Annotated in this window: 26 protein-coding genes; 15 read left to right on the top strand and 11 right to left on the bottom strand. The window is 70.0% G+C overall.

Annotated elements, in window-relative coordinates:
* The 4 genes from EEJ42_RS49280 to EEJ42_RS49265 all read right to left on the bottom strand — a co-directional run.
* A partial coding sequence (locus EEJ42_RS49280; RefSeq protein WP_148082248.1) for a TerD family protein occupies positions 1 to 605 on the bottom strand: 605 nt, incomplete at its 3' end.
* 203 nt (positions 606 to 808) lie between these two features.
* Complete coding sequence (locus EEJ42_RS49275) at positions 809 to 2,041, bottom strand: serine hydrolase domain-containing protein (RefSeq protein ID WP_221179510.1); 1,233 nt, start codon at positions 2,039 to 2,041, stop codon at positions 809 to 811.
* Positions 2,041 to 2,415, bottom strand: a complete 375-nt coding sequence (locus EEJ42_RS49270) for a DUF1048 domain-containing protein (RefSeq protein ID WP_123108650.1) — start codon at positions 2,413 to 2,415, stop codon at positions 2,041 to 2,043. Before EEJ42_RS49270 ends, EEJ42_RS49275 begins: the two co-directional genes overlap by 1 nt.
* Before the next feature lie 2 nt (positions 2,416 to 2,417).
* Positions 2,418 to 2,747, bottom strand: a complete 330-nt coding sequence (locus tag EEJ42_RS49265) for a PadR family transcriptional regulator (protein WP_123108649.1) — start codon at positions 2,745 to 2,747, stop codon at positions 2,418 to 2,420.
* A gap of 206 nt (positions 2,748 to 2,953) precedes the next feature.
* Between EEJ42_RS49265 and EEJ42_RS49260 the strand changes: the two genes are divergently transcribed.
* Positions 2,954 to 3,763, top strand: coding sequence for a YwqG family protein (locus EEJ42_RS49260; protein ID WP_246098043.1), 810 nt, complete (start codon positions 2,954 to 2,956; stop codon positions 3,761 to 3,763).
* 47 nt (positions 3,764 to 3,810) lie between these two features.
* Here the strand turns inward: EEJ42_RS49260 and EEJ42_RS49255 are convergent, their stop codons facing one another.
* Positions 3,811 to 4,743 (bottom strand): DMT family transporter, encoded by a 933-nt coding sequence (locus EEJ42_RS49255; RefSeq protein WP_123108648.1) that lies wholly within the window; start codon positions 4,741 to 4,743, stop codon positions 3,811 to 3,813.
* 107 nt (positions 4,744 to 4,850) lie between these two features.
* On the opposite strand from EEJ42_RS49255, the gene EEJ42_RS49250 reads away from it, so the two are divergent.
* Complete coding sequence (locus EEJ42_RS49250) at positions 4,851 to 5,432, top strand: TetR/AcrR family transcriptional regulator (RefSeq protein ID WP_123108647.1); 582 nt, start codon at positions 4,851 to 4,853, stop codon at positions 5,430 to 5,432.
* Here EEJ42_RS49250 and EEJ42_RS49245 read toward each other — a convergent pair.
* From EEJ42_RS49245 to EEJ42_RS49235, 3 genes are all read right to left on the bottom strand, one after another.
* The gene (locus tag EEJ42_RS49245; RefSeq protein WP_123108646.1) at positions 5,416 to 5,898 is read right to left on the bottom strand and encodes a hypothetical protein; all 483 of its coding nucleotides are present in this window, start codon (positions 5,896 to 5,898) and stop codon (positions 5,416 to 5,418) included. The two genes, EEJ42_RS49250 and EEJ42_RS49245, sit on opposite strands and share 17 nt — an antisense overlap.
* Positions 5,899 to 6,054: 156 nt before the next feature.
* The gene (locus EEJ42_RS49240) at positions 6,055 to 6,438 is read right to left on the bottom strand and encodes an effector-associated constant component EACC1 (RefSeq protein WP_184503636.1); all 384 of its coding nucleotides are present in this window, start codon (positions 6,436 to 6,438) and stop codon (positions 6,055 to 6,057) included.
* Positions 6,395 to 6,874, bottom strand: coding sequence for an ATP-binding protein (locus EEJ42_RS49235; RefSeq protein WP_123108645.1), 480 nt, complete (start codon positions 6,872 to 6,874; stop codon positions 6,395 to 6,397). Before EEJ42_RS49235 ends, EEJ42_RS49240 begins: the two co-directional genes overlap by 44 nt.
* Positions 6,875 to 7,045: 171 nt before the next feature.
* Here EEJ42_RS49235 and EEJ42_RS49230 point away from each other — a divergent pair, with 171 nt between their 5' ends.
* The 6 genes from EEJ42_RS49230 to EEJ42_RS49205 all read left to right on the top strand — a co-directional run bounded on the left by EEJ42_RS49230 (position 7,046) and on the right by EEJ42_RS49205 (position 11,651).
* Positions 7,046 to 7,858, top strand: coding sequence for a helix-turn-helix domain-containing protein (locus EEJ42_RS49230; RefSeq protein ID WP_123108644.1), 813 nt, complete (start codon positions 7,046 to 7,048; stop codon positions 7,856 to 7,858).
* Positions 7,855 to 8,106 carry a DUF397 domain-containing protein gene (locus EEJ42_RS49225; protein WP_123108643.1) on the top strand — a complete coding sequence of 84 codons (252 nt, stop codon included), beginning with the start codon at positions 7,855 to 7,857 and terminating at the stop codon, positions 8,104 to 8,106. The genes EEJ42_RS49230 and EEJ42_RS49225 overlap by 4 nt, the downstream gene beginning before the upstream one ends.
* Positions 8,107 to 8,170: 64 nt before the next feature.
* Entirely contained in the window at positions 8,171 to 8,620 is a 450-nt protein-coding gene (locus tag EEJ42_RS49220; protein ID WP_123108642.1) for a MarR family transcriptional regulator, read from the top strand.
* Positions 8,617 to 10,020: an MFS transporter gene (locus EEJ42_RS49215; protein WP_123108641.1), complete on the top strand. Its 1,404-nt coding sequence runs from the start codon at positions 8,617 to 8,619 to the stop codon at positions 10,018 to 10,020. The genes EEJ42_RS49220 and EEJ42_RS49215 overlap by 4 nt, the downstream gene beginning before the upstream one ends.
* Positions 10,021 to 10,046: 26 nt before the next feature.
* Positions 10,047 to 10,598 carry a cysteine hydrolase family protein gene (locus EEJ42_RS49210; protein WP_123108654.1) on the top strand — a complete coding sequence of 184 codons (552 nt, stop codon included), beginning with the start codon at positions 10,047 to 10,049 and terminating at the stop codon, positions 10,596 to 10,598.
* A gap of 27 nt (positions 10,599 to 10,625) precedes the next feature.
* Entirely contained in the window at positions 10,626 to 11,651 is a 1,026-nt protein-coding gene (locus EEJ42_RS49205; protein WP_246098038.1) for a threonine ammonia-lyase, read from the top strand.
* On the opposite strand, the gene EEJ42_RS49200 is transcribed toward EEJ42_RS49205, so the two are convergent.
* On the bottom strand, positions 11,623 to 12,069 hold the full coding sequence (locus EEJ42_RS49200) for an anthrone oxygenase family protein (protein WP_123108640.1): 447 nt from the start codon (positions 12,067 to 12,069) through the stop codon (positions 11,623 to 11,625). The two genes, EEJ42_RS49205 and EEJ42_RS49200, sit on opposite strands and share 29 nt — an antisense overlap.
* A gap of 90 nt (positions 12,070 to 12,159) precedes the next feature.
* Between EEJ42_RS49200 and EEJ42_RS49195 the strand changes: the two genes are divergently transcribed.
* Positions 12,160 to 12,738, top strand: coding sequence for a TetR/AcrR family transcriptional regulator (locus EEJ42_RS49195; RefSeq protein WP_123108639.1), 579 nt, complete (start codon positions 12,160 to 12,162; stop codon positions 12,736 to 12,738).
* A gap of 118 nt (positions 12,739 to 12,856) precedes the next feature.
* Here EEJ42_RS49195 and EEJ42_RS49190 read toward each other — a convergent pair whose 3' ends face one another.
* Positions 12,857 to 13,318 carry a hypothetical protein gene (locus EEJ42_RS49190; protein ID WP_123108638.1) on the bottom strand — a complete coding sequence of 154 codons (462 nt, stop codon included), beginning with the start codon at positions 13,316 to 13,318 and terminating at the stop codon, positions 12,857 to 12,859.
* 224 nt (positions 13,319 to 13,542) lie between these two features.
* On the opposite strand from EEJ42_RS49190, the gene EEJ42_RS49185 reads away from it, so the two are divergent.
* From EEJ42_RS49185 to EEJ42_RS49165, 5 genes are all read left to right on the top strand, one after another.
* Positions 13,543 to 13,869, top strand: coding sequence for a PadR family transcriptional regulator (locus EEJ42_RS49185; protein WP_123108637.1), 327 nt, complete (start codon positions 13,543 to 13,545; stop codon positions 13,867 to 13,869).
* The gene (locus EEJ42_RS49180; protein WP_123108636.1) at positions 13,866 to 14,222 is read left to right on the top strand and encodes a DUF1048 domain-containing protein; all 357 of its coding nucleotides are present in this window, start codon (positions 13,866 to 13,868) and stop codon (positions 14,220 to 14,222) included. Before EEJ42_RS49185 ends, EEJ42_RS49180 begins: the two co-directional genes overlap by 4 nt.
* 1 nt (position 14,223) lies before the next feature.
* On the top strand, positions 14,224 to 14,550 hold the full coding sequence (locus EEJ42_RS49175) for a DUF1048 domain-containing protein (protein ID WP_123108635.1): 327 nt from the start codon (positions 14,224 to 14,226) through the stop codon (positions 14,548 to 14,550).
* 73 nt (positions 14,551 to 14,623) lie between these two features.
* On the top strand, positions 14,624 to 15,766 hold the full coding sequence (locus tag EEJ42_RS49170; RefSeq protein WP_123108634.1) for an FAD-dependent oxidoreductase: 1,143 nt from the start codon (positions 14,624 to 14,626) through the stop codon (positions 15,764 to 15,766).
* The gene (locus EEJ42_RS49165) at positions 15,763 to 16,758 is read left to right on the top strand and encodes a BtrH N-terminal domain-containing protein (protein WP_123108633.1); all 996 of its coding nucleotides are present in this window, start codon (positions 15,763 to 15,765) and stop codon (positions 16,756 to 16,758) included. Before EEJ42_RS49170 ends, EEJ42_RS49165 begins: the two co-directional genes overlap by 4 nt.
* Here EEJ42_RS49165 and EEJ42_RS49160 read toward each other — a convergent pair.
* Positions 16,755 to 17,255 carry a MarR family winged helix-turn-helix transcriptional regulator gene (locus EEJ42_RS49160; protein ID WP_123108632.1) on the bottom strand — a complete coding sequence of 167 codons (501 nt, stop codon included), beginning with the start codon at positions 17,253 to 17,255 and terminating at the stop codon, positions 16,755 to 16,757. The genes EEJ42_RS49165 and EEJ42_RS49160 overlap by 4 nt on opposite strands.
* A 104-nt stretch (positions 17,256 to 17,359) precedes the next feature.
* Here EEJ42_RS49160 and EEJ42_RS49155 point away from each other — a divergent pair, with 104 nt between their 5' ends.
* Entirely contained in the window at positions 17,360 to 18,595 is a 1,236-nt protein-coding gene (locus EEJ42_RS49155) for a Bcr/CflA family multidrug efflux MFS transporter (RefSeq protein ID WP_246098036.1), read from the top strand.
* Positions 18,596 to 18,636 lie beyond the last annotated feature (41 nt).

Raw genomic sequence — 18,636 nt, 5'->3', positions numbered from 1 at the left:
GGGGGAGCGGTGGGCATGGGGGGCGGGGCCATCTGGGCCGCCGGGCCGGTGGGCGGGGGCGCTTGGGTGACCGGGGGAGCGGCAGGCGCGGCCGGGGCGGCCGGGGCGGCGGGTTCTTCCACCGTTACGCCGAAGTCCGTCGCGATGCCCGCCAAGCCATTCGCATAGCCCTGCCCCACGGCCCGCACCTTCCAGCCCCCGCCCCGCCGGTACACCTCGACGACCACGAGCGCGGTCTCCGTCCCCAGCTGGGGCGGGGTGAACGTGGCGATCACGGCGCCGTCGTCCGCCCCGCGCACGGTGGCGGTCGGTTCGGTGCCCGCGAAGGTGGCGCCGGGGGCGTCCAGGCTCGCGGTCACCACGATCTTGTCGATGTCGGGGGGAACGGCGGCGGTGTCGACGGTGATCGCGTCACCACCGCCCCCGGCCCCGGCGCGGTGGGTCACGCCGGGGCCGGTGGGCTGGTTGTAGAACACAAAGTCGTCGTCGGAGCGCACCTTGCCGTCGGTGGTGAGCAGCAGGCCCGACACGTCGAGCCGCACGGGCGCGGTGACGTCCACCGCCACGCGCGGGACGGTGAGGGGGAGGTTCGAGCCGGGAGTCATAGCGGTCATGTCCGGGGTAACGAACGTCCCCCTTTTACGGTTCCTTGACCTGCCGGGCTCCCCAGCTCACAAGGTGTTCCCTGGACGACGGCAGGCGGTTCAGCGGTCGGGGGATGCCGCTGGTGCCGCCCGGTCACCCCGGAGGCCCGGGGATTCCCGGGCCTCCGGGTCGTGTGCGTTCCGCGCGCCGAGACGGGGGCAGGTCAGTCGTCGATTGCCTGGTAGAGGGTGGTCCAGAAGTCGTGGATGGCCCGCGACGAATCCGGAGTGGACATCCCGGTCTGGGTGAGCAGGATGCCGACGAGCTGGTTCTCCGGGTCGGCGTATGTAGTGGTACCGGCTCCGCCGTCCCAGCCGAACTGGCCGACGGGCGCGTAGTCACCACGGTAGGTGCGCACCGCCATCCCGAAGCCCCAGCCGCCGTGCTGCCCCGTGCCGTGTGCCAGGTGGACGACGTCGCGGGCCCAGGCTTCTCGGGCGGCCAACTGCCCGGGCGTGAGGCGGTTGGTGGTCATCAGCTCGACAGCGGGCCGGGACAGCACCCGTTGGGTACCGTGCGTCCCGTGGTTGAGCAGCATCCGGAAGTAGGCGTGATAGTCGTCGACGGTCGAGTCGAGTCCGCCGCCGCCCGACTGGAACGCCGGGGGCTTGCTGTGGTGTCCCCCTTCGACCTCGTCCGCCACGATGAACTCCCCGGTCTGCGGATCGGGGGCGTACAGGGGAGGCAACCGGTCGAGCTTGTCGGCGGGCACGTGGAAACCGGTGTCCTTCATGCCCAGCGGCTCGAAGACGCGTTCGCGCAGAAACGTCTCGAACGACTGGCCGGTGACCCTGGCGACGAGCACGCCGAGCACGTCGTCGCTGACGTTGTAAAGCCACCGCTCTCCGGGCTGGTACATCAGCGGGAGCGTGGCCAGGCGGCGCATCCACTCATCCGGTTCCGGTGCCGGCAGCAACCATTCCTGCCCGTATACCCCCTGCTCGAAGAACGCGCCCATCATCGGAGCGTCCTTCGCCGTCATATCCAGTCCGAGCCCGCACGTGGAAGTGAGCAGGTCCCGCACGGTGATCGGACGCCGCGCCGGTACGGTGTCGTCCAGCGGGCCGTCGGCCCGCTTCAGCACCCGCCGGTCGGCGAGCTCGGGCAGCCACCGATCTATCGGGTCGTCCAGCCGGAGTCGGCACTCGTCCAGCAGGACCATCGCCCCCGCCACCGCGACGGGCTTGGTCGTCGAGGCCATCCGGAAGATGGTGTCCCGGCGCATCGGCAAGCCGCCGCCATGGCGCATCGTCCCGATCGCTTCGACGTGTCTCTCCTCGCCGCGGCTGACCAGGGCGACGAGCCCGGGTATCTTCCCGCTCTCGACATGCCGTGCCAGTACGTCGCGCAGTCGGCGCAGCCCTGCCGCGGAGAAGCCGCTGTTGCCTTTTCCCATCATGAATCCCCCTGTTCACCGGCGGCGTGCTCGATGTCGTCGGTCAGCTGCTTCCGCGCACGGGCGGGGACGTAGCCGCCCTCCGTGTAGTTCTTGGCGAACGCCTCGACGAACTCCACAGGGTCTTCCCCGACGACCTCGCGAATCGGCGTTCCGTTCGCCGCGGCCTCTTCGAAGAGGTCGGCGAGGTCCTCGAACATCGACTCAACGCTGTCGCCGTCGGTCGGCACGAAGTGCATCAGGTACCGCTCGATCGCTCCGACCGCGGTGCGGTAGTTCCCGGGAAGCTCCTTGGCGCGCGCCTTGTACGCCCTCCAGCGCTTCTTGGGCCCGATCATCTTCGAGATGAAGCCGCTCTTTTCGGCATCGGACATGGTTACTTGCCCCCTTCGCGGAGCTGCTCCAGACGTTCCGTGAGGAAGCTCCAGGTCCTCCAGAACTCTTCGAGGTATTCCTGTCCCTGGGCGTTGAGGGAGTGCACCTTGCGCGGCGGCCCCTTCTCGGAGGGGACCTTCTCCACGTCGACGAGCCCGCGCTTCTCGATCCTGACGAGCAGCGCGTAGATGGTCCCTTCGGCGATGTCGGAGAACCCCTGCTCCCGCAGCCGCGCCGTGATCTCGTAGCCGTAGGCGGGCCGTCCGGCCAGGGTCGCGAGGATGATGCCCTCCAGCGTGCCCTTGAGCATCTCCGTCTCCAGCTTGGTCATGGAACACCTCCTCCCTGCGCTAGTCAGCGGTGTTGAGTACCGGTACACAGTAACGCTGACTACCAGTACTTAGCAAGACCGAATAGCGGGCCTGTAGGTTTCGCTGCCCGGTGCGGGCCAGTGGCGGGGTTGTGCCCACCCGTTCCGCCCTGCGGAACGATTGCCCACAACCTCCGGTGTCGGTGGGGCCCGTGATGATGGCCCGTATGACGAACGCGCTGCATGCCCTCGCCCGCGCCCACCTCCCCGCCGACCTGGCCCGCCGCTGGACGGCCCTGCTGCGCCCCGCGGCCCACCTGCGGAAGGCGGAGGCGGGCGATCCGGTCGTCGGGCAGCTCGGCGGGCTGCCCCGGCTGCCCGCCGACGTGGCGTGGCCGGTGTGGGAGGGCAAGGGTCCGCTGCGCTTCGTGGCGGCGGTCGACTGCGCCGCGCTGCCCACGGGCGAGTTGGACGTACCGCTGCCGACGGAGGGGCGGTTGGCCTTCTTCTACTACGGCGACGAGGACGACGACGCCCTGGTCGACACCGCCGACCCCGGCACCTGGGCCGGAGCCCGTGTGCTCCATCTGCCGCCCATCTCGGACGGCGAGCCCGAGCGCCCCGCCCCCGCCGGGCTCACTCCGTATCCGACGGTGCCGTTGACCGCGCGCCTCGGCCCGAGCGCCCCCGACACCGAATCGCCCGTGCTCGGCGGCGCCGAGCTTCCGGACGCCTTCGAGAGGGCTCTGTGGGAGTACGAGAGCGGCACCGCGCATCAGATCGGCGGCCATGCGCAGTCGGTCCAGGGCGCCGTGGAGATCGTGGTGGCGCATGGTGCGCTCGGCGGGGGCGTGGCGTGGGAGGACCCCCGGATCAAGGAGGAGGCGCAACGCTGGGTGCCGCTGGCCCAGTTCGACTCCGACGAGGACGCGGACATGATGTGGGGCGACGAGGGTGTCCTGTACTGGCTGATCCGCCCCGAGGACCTCGCCGCGGGCCGTTTCGACCAGGCCATGTTCACCTGGCAGTGCTGCTGACGTACGGCCCGGTCGGTGTCAGGTCGGTGTACCCCGCCCGCAGTTCCTCATCGGCCGACGCGTACGGGGCGCTCGGCGGTGTCGTCCGGCCGTGCGGACCGCTCCGGCCGCGCCGACCGCCCGGGGCGCCGGTTCGCCGCCGCCACCCCGAGCACGCACACGGCCATCCCCACCAGCGCCAGCATCCCCGGCGCCTCGCCGAACATCGCGTACGCCCACACCGAGGTCGTCGGCGGCGTCAGGTAGATCAGCGCGGAGGTACGGGTGACTCCGCTGTGCCGCACGCTCAGCCAGTAGAAGCCGTAGCCGCCCACGGTGGAGAGCGCGACGGTCCACGCCACGGCGAACCAGAACCCGCCGCCGGACGGCGGCGCCGCGTGCCCGCCGACCAGGGCGACCCCGGCGAAGAGCACCGCGCTGGTCAGGCAGTGCAGCGGTATCGCGTCCATCGGCGACAGCGGCGCCCGCGCCCGCCGCTCCAGGAAGCTCGCCGCCAGCAGCGCCGCCATGGCCGCGAAGGGGAGCCCGTACGCCCAGGGCGTCACGGCCGACGTCCCGTACAGGTCGCCCTGTACGACGAGGGCGACACCGCCCAGCCCGATCGCGAGCCCCGCCCACTGCCGGGCGGTCACCGTCTCGCCGAGCAGTCGCCCGGCCAGGGCACCGGCGGCCAGGGGTTGCAGGGCGGCGATCAGTGCGGCGGTCCCGGGCGGTACGCCGAGCCCGACCGCCCACACGATCCCGCCCAGGTACCCGCCCTGCGACAGCGCGCCGATGACGGCCTGCTCCGCCACGGCGCGACCGGAGACTCTGCGTCGCCGGAAGAGCAGCCAGCCGCCGCCCAGCAGAACGGCCGCCGCGATGAAGCGCCACATCAGCAGCGTGTCGGCGGGGGCCTCGCGGGTGCCGAGTTCGGCGCCGATGAAGCCGGAACTCCACATCACGACGAGGCCGACGGACGTGATCGCGGTGATGGGCATGAAGTGCCTCCCCTGACTACTGTGTATACCGGTCTGTTTAGTCGCTCACGTACTAGACTAAACAGATCGGTATACCCGTCAAGTCTCGTCGGGAGGGATCACGGCCCATGGAGACACTCACCCCGGCCGCCCGCCGCGTCCTGGACGCCGCGAGCGACCTGTTCTACGGGCAGGGGATCAACGCGGTCGGCGTGGATCTGATCGCCAAGCACGCCGGAGTCACCAAGAAGACGCTGTACGAGCGCTTCGGCAGCAAGGAAGCGCTGGTCGCCGCGTATCTGCGCGAGCGCGACGAGCGGTGGCGGGTCTGGCTGACCGCCGAAGTCGACAAAGCGCCCCGGCAGGACCCGCCGGACCGCATCCTCGCCACCTTCGACGCCCTCGGCGTCTGGATGCACCGCGAGAACCCGCGCGGCTGCGGCTTCGTCAACGCCGCCGCCGAGCTGCCGGACACCGGCCATCCGGCCCGCCAGGTGATCAGCGACCAGAAGCGCTGGCTGCGGGACTACCTGCGGGGCCTGTCCGAGGACGCGGGTGCCGAGGACCCCGACGCCCTCGCCGACGAACTGCTCCTGCTCCACGAGGGCGCGACCGTCCTGTACGGCCTGTCGGCCCTCCCCGACCCGGTCGCTACGGCGCGCCGACAGGCGCAGCGCGCCCTGAAGCGGTACCTCAAGGAGTGGCTCTGACGGTGATCCGCGCGTAGTCGTACCCGCCAGTCTTGGGCGACGGGTTGTAGATGATCGTGAATGTTCGCCGTACATCGCCGAAGTGGTCGGAGTACGTCACCTTGGACGGGCTGGTGCGCTTCGGCTCGGCGGTGATGTCGTACGTACGAAGGAAGTCCTCGACGCTTGAGTCCTGGCCGTTGCCCACCTTGTACCGGAGCACCGCGGTGCCGTCCTTCTCCACCTTGGCGTACGTCGGTACGTAGTAGCGCCCCGCGGATGGATGCTGATCGTGGTGCATCCCCGCCTTGCGCTCCACTGCCCCCTCCGGACCGTCACCGGCAGGAGTGAGCAGCGCGACGGCCGCCCAAGCGAACGCGCCGAGCGTCCACACCACGCACAAGGCCAGGAACCACACCAGCCACCTGCGCCGGCGCGGCCCCTGCTCGTGGTCCTCGCCCTCCGGCCGGTCGGCGAGCGTTGCCATGACCTTCCCCCCGTGTCGACGCGGGCTCGCTGTGGGGCAGCACGCTTCGACGACTATGCGATCACTCGTGGTTGGACCCTAGCCGCTCGGGGTCACGCCGAGTCCAGGCACCCCCAACCTGCGGAGCCTGCCGGTCCGCCCCGGCATGGCGGGCTGTTACGCGCTGTCCGCCTCCGCCGCCGGGGTCGGGTCGGGAGCGGACGCGGACTCCATCGCCTCCACGAAGTGGCGCACCGTCTCCGCGTCACACTCCCCGCGCACCGTTATGGACCGGCCGTTGGCGCTGATGATGACCGCGGGCGCGGTCGGACGCGCGGCACGCCACGCGGCGTACGACAGCCCGAGGTTCAGCGCGCCGAGCCCCTGACTGACCACCAGATCGATGATCTCCAGCTTCCCGTGCGAGGGGCTCGGGATCATGTTCAGATCGGCATGCGCACGAACGTCCGTGTCCTGCCGCAGCCACCGGTACAGGTCGTGGATCGCGAGATCCCCATCATCCGCCTCCGCGCTGATCTCCACGCGCAGAGCGGCTTGCATCCGCTGTTCCATAGCCGTCCACCCTAGGGCTGGGCGCGCTGTATTTTGTTGCGATCTCCGCCCAAACGGTCTTCCCGGGCCCACCGTTGGGCCGTGGCCCAACCGCCCACCGCTCGGCGAACTGCGACACGAGGAACAGTCCGCGCCCCGTCTCCGCCTCCGGCGCCGCCGTGGTGAGCGCGGGCTGCCGCTCGCCACGGGTGTCCGACACCTCGATACGGATCGGGCCGGAGTCGTCCAGCGGCGCGGTCAGCCGTACGTGGAAGTCCCGCCCGGGGACGCGTCCGTGACGCACCGCATTCGGACACAGCTCGCTGGCGATCAGCGTGGTGATCTCGTTGGGGCTGGAATCGTACGGGTAGCCCCACGCGGCCAGCCGATGCGATACGAGCCGCCGAGCGAGCCGCGCACCGCGAGGCGTCGAGGTGAAGCGCATGGCGAACTCTCCGGGTACGGCGGGGATTTGCCCCTGGGACGTACCCCATGAGGGGGGATTTTCGGTCGTCATGGCAACGAGGGTGGTGGTCGTGTGCCTAGCCTGACCAGTAAGCGCGCCTGTACGGACAGTGTCTGTCGGACACGAGGGCGCGAGGGCAGGGGTGGTGACATGGCAGGTACGGAGAAGGCGTCGGCGTTCCTGAGGGGGTTCGGCAGGCAGCTGAAGGTGCTGAGAGAGACGGCGGGGCTCACTCAGGCGGAACTGGGATTGCGTGTCGGGTACAGCGCGGACCAGATCGCGTCGGTGGAATGCGGGCGCCGCATCCCCAAGCCGGACCTGATCGACAAGGCCGACGAGGTGCTGAGTGCCCGGGGCATCCTCAAGGCGATGAAGGAGCAGTGCGCGCTGGCGCACTATCCGGCGTTCTTCCGCGATGCGGCACAGATCGAAGCGGAAGCGCTTGAGGTCCATGTGTACGACACCCACGTCATCAACGGGCTCTTGCAGACGGACGACTATGCGCACGCGATGTTCACGCTGCGTCGTCCCCGGCTGGGGCAGGAGGTCATCGAACAAGGCGTAATCGCGCGGATCGCCCGCCAGACGGTTTTCAGCGCGAACCCCGCCCCCGTCATGAGCTTCGTCATCGAGGAGTCGGTGCTGCGCAAGCCGTATGGCGGAAAGAAGGTTCAGCGCGGACAGTTGGAACATCTGCTGCTCATCGGGGAGAACCGTAACGTCGAGATCCAGGTCATGCCGACGGCCCGGGAGGACAACGCCGGTATCGACGGCCCGTTCACGCTGATGGTTCCCAAGAAGGGGGAGCAGGTCGCCTACCTGGAAGCCCAGGGGCGTGGCATTTTGATCACCGACCGGGAAGAGGTCCGCGCCATCGCCGTACGGTATGGGGTCATCCGGGCCCAGGCTCTCAATCCACGGGAGTCGCTGGACCTCATCGAGGGGATGCTGGGAGAGCTATGAGCAGGGGCATAAGCGAGTTGATGTGGTTCAAGAGCAGCTACAGCGGGGGCGAGGGCGGCAACTGCGTCGAGGTCGCCATGGACTGGCATAAGAGCAGCTACAGCGGCGGCGAGGGCGGCCAGTGCGTCGAGGTCGCCGCTTGCCTCAACGCCATCCACGTCCGTGACAGCAAGGTCACCGAGGGCCCGATGCTGACGTTCCCGGCCACCGCGTGGGACGCCTTCGTAGGGTTCGCCACGAACGTCTGATTAAACAGTCCAGCCTGTTCAGTCCAGACTGGACAGGCTGGACTGAAGAAAATACCGTGAGGGGATGGCAGAGACCCCTCGCGGCATGTCCGCGTCCTCAGTGCAGGCCGCGCACGAGATCCGCGTCGTCGTGGGCCGCCTGCGGCGGCGGTTCCGGGAGTCGTACGACACGGAAGGGCTCACCCCGACCCAGACGTCCGTGCTCAGCAGGCTCAGAAGGGACGGGCCCTCCTCGGCCAGTGCGCTGGCCGCCGCCGAGCGCGTACGGCCGCAGTCCATGGCGATGACCCTCGGCGCGCTCGATGAGCGGGGTCTTATCGAGCGACGGCCCGATCCGGATGACCGGCGGCGGCAGTTGATCTCGGTGAGCGAGGCGGGCCAGGCGTTCCTGGAGGACAAGCAGCGCGCGGGCGAGGAGTGGCTGTCCCAGGCCCTGGAATCCGGCTTCACCGAGGACGAACGGCAGGCGATTATCAGTTCGCTGGCCCTGCTGGACCGGCTCAGCGACGCATGATCACACGGCTGATACGACGTACCACCAAGCCCCAGGCGCGCGGCGGTTTCGACCGCAGGTTGCTCGCGCCGATGATGCTGGGGTCGATCCTCAACCCGGTCAACTCGTCCATCGTCTCGGTGTCGTTGGTGCCGATCGGCGCGGCTTTCGGCGCTCCGCCGTCGCAGACGGCCTGGCTGGTGTCGGCGCTGTACCTGGCGACCGCGATAGGGCAGCCGGTCGTGGGGCGGCTGATCGACTTCTACGGGCCGCGCCGCCTCTTTCTCCTCGGGTCCGCGCTGACGGGACTGTCGGGACTGATCGGCGTACTGGCCCCGAACCTGGCGACGCTGATCGTCGCGCGGGTGGTGCTCGGGTTCGGGACCTGCGCGGGCTATCCGGCCGCGATGTACCTCATCCGCAGCGAGGCGAGGCGTACGGGCCATGAAAGCCCCGCCGGGGTGCTGACCGCGCTCGCCATCGCCAACCAGACCGTGGCGGTCGTCGGTCCGTCGCTGGGCGGGCTGTTGATCGGGCTGGGTGGCTGGCGTACGACCTTCGCCGTCAACCTTCCGCTTGCCGCCGCCGGTCTGATCCTCGGCTTCCTCCGTCTGCCGAAGACCGACCCGCGCCGGGAGCGCGAAGGGGCGGCCGGGCTGGACCTCCCCGGCATGGCGCTGTTCGCCGGGATGCTCGTATCGCTGCTGCTGTTCCTGATGGAGCCGGGGGCCGACCGCTGGTACCTGCCGGTGCTGATGGTGGTGGCGGCGGCCGGGTTCGCGGTGCGGGAGCTGCGGGTGGCGGAGCCGTTCATCGATCTGCGGGTGCTCGGCGGCAACGTACCGCTGCTGCTCACGTACGCCCGTATGCTCCTCGTCGCCGTCGTGTCGTACGTCCTGCTGTACGGGTACACCCAGTGGCTCCAGGAGGGGCGGGGGCTGTCGGCGACGCAGGCGGGGCTCGCGCAACTGCCGCTGTTCCTGGCCGGGATCGCGGTGTCCACCGCCACCGGTAAGCGGGCCCAGGTGCGCGGCAAGCTGCTGGTCGGCGCGGTCGGGCAGATCGCCGTATGCCTCCTGGCGCTCACGCTCCAGCCGGACAGCCCAGTGTGGCTGCTGATCGTCATCGCGGTCGTCGCCGGTATACCGCAGGGGCTGAATAACCTGGCCTTGCAGAACGCGGTGTACCACCAGGCCGACCCGGAGCGGATGGGCTCCTCGGCCGGTCTGCTGCGGACCTTCCTCTACCTCGGCGCGATGGTTGCCTCAGGCGCCAACGGCGTCTTCTTCGGCGCCCGCGCGGACACCGGCGGGCTGCACGGGCTGGCGTGGTTCATGCTCGCCATCGCCGGTCTGTTTCTGGCGATCACGATCGCGGACCGCTCGCTGAGCCGCGTCGGCTCATCCTCCTCTGCTTCCTGACGTTCCTGATGAAAGACGCGATCACCATGTCGAACACCGCACTGCTCGTGATGGACATCCAGAAGGGCATCGTCGGCCGCATCGCCGCCCCTGACTACCTGCCGCGACTCGCTCAGGCGGTCGAGGCTGCCCGTAACGCCGGAATCCCCGTTCTGCACGTGGTGGTCGGCTTCCGGTCCGGCCACCCCGAGGCGGCGGACGGCAACAAGATGTTCGGCGCACTGCCGGAGGGCGCCTTCACGCCCGAGGACCCTGACGCCGCGATCCACCCGGACATCGCGCCCCGGCTCGATGAGGTCGTGATCACCAAGAAGCGGGTCAGCGCCTTCGCCGGGAGCGACCTGGAGATGGTGCTGAGGGCGGGTGGCTTCACCCATCTCGTCCTGGCGGGCGTCGCGACCAGCGGCGTCGTACTGTCCACCTGCCGCCAGGCCGCCGACCTCGACTACCGGCTCACCGTGCTGGCCGACGGGTGCGCCGACGCGGACGAGGAGGTGCACCGGGTGCTCACCGAGAAGGTGTTCCCGCGCCAGGCCGAGGTGACGAGCGTCGAGGAGTGGACGAAGGCGGTCGGTTGACAGGTTGGGCGGCTACGCTGCTGTGTCGTGCAGGAGACGCGCCTCGACACCGATCGGATCCGGGCGGCTCGCCGGGTCATCGACCCGATTTTTCTCGACACTCCGCTGTACCGCTGCGAGGCGTTGGAGCCCGGCCTCGGGTGTGCGGTGAGCATCAAGCTCGAAACGGCGAACCCGGTCCGCAGCTTCAAGGCGCGCGGCACCGAGGTCGTCGCGAGCGCGCTCGCCGACGGTGGCGGCTCGCGAGCCGTGGTGTGTGCCAGCGCGGGCAATCTCGGTCAAGCCCTGGCCTGGTCCGGTCGCGACCGGGGGCTCGACGTGACCGTCGTGGCATCCCGCTTCGCGACGGTGACCAAGCTTGACCGCATCCGCGCGTTGGGCGCCAGGTTGGAGCTGGTGGACGGCGACCACGAGATGGCGCGCGAGCGGGCGGCGGCCATCGCGCGGTACGACGGCATCCGGCTGGTCGAAGACAGCCTGGACATCGAGACCTGCGAGGGCGCGGCGACCATCGGCCTGGAGCTGGTGGCCACCGCGCCGTCGTTCGACACCGTCCTGATCGCCCTCGGCGGCGGGGCGCTGGCCACCGGCGTGGGCCATGTGGTGAAGGCCCTGGCCCCCGACGTCGAGGTGGTCTGCGTCCAGCCGCTGGGCGCACCGGCGATGACGCGCTCGTGGCGCGGGCGGCGCGTCGTCACCACCGACTCGACCGACACCATCGCCGACGGCGTGGCCGGTCGGCGTCCCATCCCGGCCGTCCTGGACGACCTCCTCGTGGTCGCCGACGACGCTGTTCTGGTCCAGGAGGCGTCGATCATCGCCGGTATGCGGATGCTCCTGGACCACGCCGGTCTCGTCGTCGAACCGTCGGCCGCGCTCGGCATCGCGGCGGTCCTCGAAGACCGTGACCGCTTCGCGGGCCGACCCGTGGCCACCATCGTGTGCGGCAGCAACGTCGACGTGGACGCCTACCGCGGCTGGGTCGGTGCGGTGGGCGCCGCCGGCGCGGTGTCTGCCCGCGGGCTCAGGCGAGGGCGGCGACGAGCAGGGTGAAGGCGGCGATGATGACGGCGACGCGGACGTAGTGGAAGCGGTCCCAGCGGTTCATCTGCTGCTTCCAGTCGGCGGGCCGATTCTCGGGGGTCCATGTCTTGCCCCGGTTGTTGATCGGGACGAGCAGCAGGAGCGACATGATCACGCTGAGGATCAGCAGCGCGCCGGAGGTGACGACGAGGCCGGCGCCGTCGTGGTGCCGTCCGGCGATGGCCCAGACCGCGACGAGGACGAGCGAGCCGATGTACCAGACCGGCATCACGGCGCCGAGCATCCGGCCCCCGTGGGCGCGGCCGAGTTGGTGACTGTCCTCGGGGAGTGCGTCGAGGATCGGGTTGATGACGAAGGCGACGGAGAACTCCACCCCCACCATCAGGCCGACGATCACGGTGGTGATGACCTCAAGTGCGGTGAGCATGATGACCCTCCCGGGGTCTAGCGATGCTAGGTGATGAAGCAACACTAGACCTACTGCCGCTCGACTGTCTAGCGGTGCTAGAGTCGAATCATGTCGGTACAGGAACGCAAGGAGCGCGAACGGGCGGGCCGTGAGCGCCTCATCGTGGCGACGGCCCGCGAACTCGCCGAGCAGCAGGGGTGGGACGCGGTCACCACGCGCCGCCTCGCCGAGCGCATCGAGTACAGCCAGCCCGTCCTCTACAGCCACTTCCGCGGCAAGCGCGAGATCATCGGTGCGGTCGCCCTTGAGGGCGCCGCAGAGATGGCCGCGGCCGTGCGGACCGCGGCCTCCGCCGCGGACGGACCGCGCGCCCGGGTCACCGCCCTCGCCCGCGCCTACCTCGACTTCGCCGAGTCCAACCCGGCGGTCTACGACGCCATGTTCCTGCTCGACGGCGGCCTGGTGTTCGCGAAGGAGGACACTCCGGAGCCGTTGAAGGACGCCTTCGCCGCCCTGCTGGAGAGTCTCGGCGAGGTTGCCGGGGACGGCGTCCACCCGGGGGTGTTCACCGAGGTGTTCTGGGCGGCCCTGCATGGCCTTGCGACCCTGGCCCGGGCGGGACGGCTGCCGCCGGAGTACGCCGAGCGGAGGATGGAGCTGCTGGTGGACCGCCTCGCCATCATCTGACGCACCGTCTCGGTGGGCACGCAGCCGGGGCCGTCGGGACCGGCTGCGTGCCCGCGGCATCGCTTCCGGTCACGCGCGCTCACACGGCGCAGCCGCAGATCGCCGGGTCCCGTACCCCCTAGCGCACCGGTCCGCACCAGGACGTCTGGCCCCGGCTGTTGTACAGGCACACCTGCGCGTGCAGGTTCTTGACCGACAGCGTGGAGTGCTTGGCGAAGTTCGTCATCTTGAACGCGCCTGCCGCCTTGGCCGCGGTCTTCTTCGAGGCGTGGTGCCACGCACCGCCGCTGTAGTAGTCGTAGCTGACCCGCACCAGCGTGCCTCGGCCGTCCGGCGAAGCGTCGAAGGCGTATCCGCGGATGCCCACCTTGCCGCCGGTCCAGTCGACGCGGATCTCGCCGGACCCGGCCTCCAGGCCGCCCCTCAGATACAGGTCACTCTTCCAGTTGTGCTGCCCCGTGTACGCCCCGTTCGCCCAGTGCGCGGCGGCGCTCGCCGGTGAGGCGCTGATGGCCCCTAACACGCTGACGGCGACGACGGCGGTGAGTGTGCGCCCGATCATCCTGCTCTTGCGGTTCATCCGTTCCCCCTTGGTCGTTGCGGACGTTCCACGGGGGAGGATGCGGTCCGCCGCCGGATGAGTTCCGTCCATTTGCGGTGGATATGGGAAGTTCCTGAGCGTGTCGGCCCGCCAAGAACCAGGGGTCGGGTCATGGCTTCGCAGTGCCGCCCTCCGCTACTCGGTGGTACCGTATAGCAGTACTCGGTACCACTCAGTACCGATGGGGCTGAGGAGGACCCGCGATGGACGACCTGACGGAAATGCTGAAGGGCACGCTCGAAGGGTGCGTGCTCGAAATCATCGGCAGCGAGGAAACCTACGGGTACGCCATCACCCGTCAGCTGAACGAGCTCGGCTTCGCCGACGTCATCGAGGGGACGGTGTACACCATCTTGCTGCGGCTGGAGAGGAACGGACTCGTCCAGGTGACGAAACGACCATCCGGGGTCGGTCCGCCGCGCAAGTTCTACGCGCTCAACGACGCCGGACGCGAGGAACTCGCGAAGTTCTGGGCGAAATGGCAGTACGTCTCATCACGCATCGACAGGCTCAAGGAGGGCGGGAAATGAACTTCTGGGAGACCATCACCGGCAGCGATCTCACCAGGGAATGGAAGGCGTTCGAAGCCCGGGCCGAGGCCCTCCCGGACGACTACCGGGCGGCGTGGGAACAGATCAAGGGCAACCTCTTCCCCTACGCGGGCTTCACCGGCCGCAACCTGATGCCGATCCTCGACGCAGCCCTGGGGCTGCTCGAAGAGACAGCGGCGGACGGGCAGAGCGTCCACGAGGTGCTCGGCGACGACGTCCAAGGCTTCTGCGCGGCGCTGGCCGGTGGAGAAGGGGCTCGAACCTATCGCGACCGGTGGCGCGAGCAGTTGAACAGGAACGTCGCGAGGAAATTGAGCCGGCTGGGAGGCTGACGTGAGCATCCAAGACATCATCGAGGGCAAGAAGCAGTGGCGGGCGCACATGGCTCGGGTCAAGGCGCTCCCGCCGGACTACCAGATCGTCTACAAGGAGATGCAGAGGTACCTGTTCAAGGTCGGACCGATCGACCTGCCTGACGGGCCACTACTCCCCGGGATCGTCGACTTCTTCGAGGAGGGCGTCGCCGCGGGCAAGGGGGTCTTGGAACTCATCGGCAACGACGTCGCCGCGTTCTGCGACGACCTGGTCAAGGACTCTCCCACCTATGCGGACGTCTACCAGAAATCCATCAGCGGGGAACCCGGCCCGGCCGAGAAGTGACACCCTGGGTGCGTGCCCGGCTGTCGGTGCGTTGTAGGTGACCTGTCGGTGGGGCCTGGAAGCTTTCCACACCATGACCACTGACGTCACGATCATCGGTGCCGGACTCGGCGGACTCACCCTCGCCCGCGTCCTGCACGTCCACGGCATTCCGGCCACGGTCTACGAGGCGGAGGTCTCTGCGACGGCGCGTGCGCAGGGCGGAATGCTCGACATCCACGAGGACAGCGGACAGCCTGCTCTGCGCGCGGCGGGCCTGATGGACGAGTTACGCGGCCTCATCCTGGAGGGCCGCCAGGCGATACGGGTTCTCGACCGGGACGGGACCGTCCTGTTCGAGCATGCCGACGACGGTACGGGCGGCAACCCCGAGGTGCTGCGCGGCGAGCTGCGGCAGATGCTCCTCGACTCGCTCCCGGCCGACACCGTCCGGTGGGGCCACAAGGTCAGCCGTACCCGTGCCCTCGGCGGGGGCCGCCACGAGGTGACGTTCGCCGACGGCACCACCGTCACCACCGGCCTGCTGGTCGGCGCGGACGGCGCGTGGTCCCGGGTCCGGCCACTGCTGTCCCCCGCGACACCCGAGTACATCGGTATGTCGGCCGTCGAGACCTGCCTGTTCGACGCCGACACCCGGCACCCGGCCGGCGCGAAAGCGGTCGGTGGCGGGTCGCTGTTCGCGCTCGCGCCGGGCAAGGGACTCCTGGCGCATCGGGAGAGGGGCGGCACCCTGCACACCTACGTGATGCTCGCCCGGCCGCGGGACTGGTTCGCGAACATCGACTTCACCGACTCCGCCGCGGCCACCGCGCGGATCGCGGGGGAGTTCGACGGCTGGGCACCGGAACTCACCGCGCTGATCGCCGACGGTGACACCGCACCGGTCCTGCGGCCCCTCCACGCCCTGCCCGTCGAGCACCGATGGACCCGGGTGCCGGGGGTGACCCTGCTCGGCGACGCCGCCCACCTCTCGCTCCCGAACGGCGAGGGCGCCAACTTGGCCATGTACGACGGCGCCGAACTGGGCCAGGCCCTCGCCGCGTACCCGGACGACGTCGAGGCCGCGCTCACCGCGTACGAGCGGGCCATGTTCCCCCGCAGCGCCGCGGCCGCCGCGGAAGGCGCCCAGGTCCACGAGATGTTCTACGGAGCGGGCGCGCCCCACAGCCTGATCAACCTGTTCACCGGCCACGAGGCAGGAGAATGGCCAGCATGACCATGGTGAAGGACATCGATGCCCGCGGTATGCGGCACTGCGAGACGACGGCGCTGGGCGTGCTGCTGCGGCATGAGGGACTCGAAGCGTCCGAGCCCATGCTGTTCGGGCTCGGCTCCGGGCTGTCCTTCATCTACTGGGACAGCAAAGCCATGGGCTTTCCCTTCCTGGGAGGCCGGGTCAAGCCGTTCGAGCTCACCAAGAACCTGGCCGCCGCGCTCGGGCTCGAGCTGCTGGTCGGGGAGACCACCTCCCCGCGCAAGGCGTGGCAGAACGTGGCGGCACCCATCGACGCCGGTCGGCCGGTCGGCCTTCAGCTCGACAGCTACCACCTGGACTACTTCAGCACCAAGGTGCACTTCGGCGGGCACGTGGTGGCCATGTACGGCTACGACGAACAGAACGCCTACCTGGTGGACACCGCCCCGCAGGGCGGAGCCGTCTCGACCAGCCTCTCGGCCCTGGCCAGGGCCAGGGCCGAGCGCGGCCCCATGACCGCCAAGCACCGCTCGTTCACCCTCACGGCGCCCAGCGGCTCGACGTCACCGCTGACGTCGCCGCAGGACCGGATCATCCCCGCGATCAAGACCTGCGCCGACGCCTTCCTGAACCCGCCCATCGCGAACCTGGGCCACCGGGGCATCGAGAAGACCGCCCAGCAGGTGCCGAAGTGGCTCCAGCGCAGCGACAATCCGGGGGAGGACCTGCCACGGGCCGCCGACCTCATGGAGAGGGCAGGCACCGGCGGTGCCCTGTTCCGCAATCTCTACCGGGACTTCCTCGCCGAGTGTGCCCAGCTGATCGACAGCGGCCACCTGCGCACCGGCCACCGCCTGTACGCCGAGGCCGCCACCCTCTGGACCCAGGTGGCCGCGCTCATCGCGACAGCGGGCGAATCCGGCGACGCGCAGAACCTCACGCAGGCCGGTTCCCTCCTCCACGAGCTCTCGCGTGTCGAGCGCGAGGCGATGCAGGCACTCAGCAAGCTCTAGGGGGATGAGTCCTCGGTGCCGCCGGAGTCGGCCAGGAGCGCCGTGGTGATGCGTTCCAGGGACGCGGTGAGGCGGTCGCGGTCGGCGGCCGTCACGGGGGCGACGTAGTAGCGCTCCACGATGCGGGCGTGGACGTCCACCGCGTGCACGAACGTCTGCTCGCCCTCCGCGGTCGCCTCCACCAGCGTGACCCGGCGGTCGTCGGGCGACGGCACGCGGCGGACCAGGCCCGCTTCCTCCATGCGGTCGATCAGCCGCGTGACCCCGCCGCTGGTCAGGATGAGGTCCTGGGCCAGGGCGCGCTGGGAGACCTGCTCCTCGGGGTCCTTGCACAGCCGGATCAGCACCTCGAACATCACGTGGCTGATGCCGGACTCCGCCCGCATGGCGGCGTTGATGCGCTGTTCCAGGTGGGTCGCCGCCTTCAGCAGCAGGCCGAACTCGTGGACGAGGGGCCCGCGGGCCGCCTCCGCGGCGGTGCGCTTCCGTGCCCCCATGGCGTGTCTGCCTTCCCCTATGGATCTTGCGGGCAGTCTAGTGCCGCATAAGTCGCTGACTCGTCAATTGCTGAGCAGTCAGCAATATGGTTACCCTGCTGCTCATGGACACCGCCGCCACGTCCCCCACCGTCTCGACCCCGCCCGCGCCCGTAGCGCCCCCTCGTGCACTGCGGCTGCTCATCGTCCTGGGGGCGCTGTCGGCGTTCGGTCCGCTGTCGCTGGACATGTACCTGCCCGCGCTGCCCGCCCTCGCGCGGGACTTCGCCGTCCCGGACGCGGCCGTCCAGCTGACCCTGACCAGCTGCCTCATCGGCCTCGCCGTCGGACAGCTGATCGCCGGGCCGCTCAGCGACCGCTGGGGGCGCAGGGTGCCCCTCCTGATCGGGCTCGCCGGGTACCTCGTGGCGTCCGTGCTGTGCGCCGTCGCGCCGAATGTGGGTGCCCTGACCGGGCTGCGCGCCGTCCAGGGCATAGCGGGCGCGGCGGGCATCGTGATCAGCCGCGCCATCGTCCGCGACCTCTACGAGGGCACCGCCGCCGCGCGCTTCTTCTCGCTCCTCATGCTGGTCAACGGCCTGGCACCGATCCTCGCCCCGGTCGTCGGCGGCCAGCTGCTGCGCTTCACGTCCTGGCGCGGGGTCTTCCTCGTCCTCGCCCTCATCGGCGCCCTCCTGCTCGCGGCCACCGTGGTCGTCGTGGGGGAGACCCTGCCGTCCGCGCGGCGGCGCCGCGGCGGGCTCGGGCAGACGGTCCGCAGCTTCGGCGCGCTGCTGCGCGACCCGGGGTTCCTGCGGCCCGCCCTCGCGGGCGGTTGCGCGTTCGCCGCGATGTTCGCGTACATCTCGGCGTCGTCCTTCGTGCTCCAGAAGACGTACGGCCTGGACCCGCAGCAGTTCAGCATCGTCTTCGCGGCCAACGCGCTGGGCATCGCGCTGCTCGGCCAGGGCAACGCCCGCCTGCTGCGCCGCCGTTCGCCGTCCTCGCTGCTCCGCGCCGGGCTCGCGCTGTGCGCGGCCGGTGGCGGCGCGCTGCTGCTGTCCGTACTCGCCGACCTCGGCGTGGCCGCCGTGCTCGCCTCGCTCTTCGCGCTGGTCTCCAGCATCGGCCTGATCATGCCGAACTCCACGGCGCTGTCGATGTCCGGACACCCCGAGATGGCCGGTACCGCGTCCGCGCTGCTGGGCCTGCTCCAGTACGCCCTGGGCGGCATCGCCGCGCCGCTGACGGGCCTCGGCGGCAACGGGGCGGCCCTGCCGATGGCCCTGGCCATCGCGGCATCCGCGGCGGCGGCGGTCGTCGTGCACCTGTGGCCCGTACGCCGCGAAACCACCGCCTGACGCTTGCGTGGGACGGGTTTCGGGATCGGCTACGACGCGGG

The organism is Streptomyces botrytidirepellens, assembly GCF_003721215.1.
Lineage (GTDB): Bacteria > Actinomycetota > Actinomycetes > Streptomycetales > Streptomycetaceae > Streptomyces > Streptomyces himastatinicus.
Note: the sequence above shows the minus strand (reverse complement) of the source record. Positions and strands in the feature narration are given on the sequence as shown.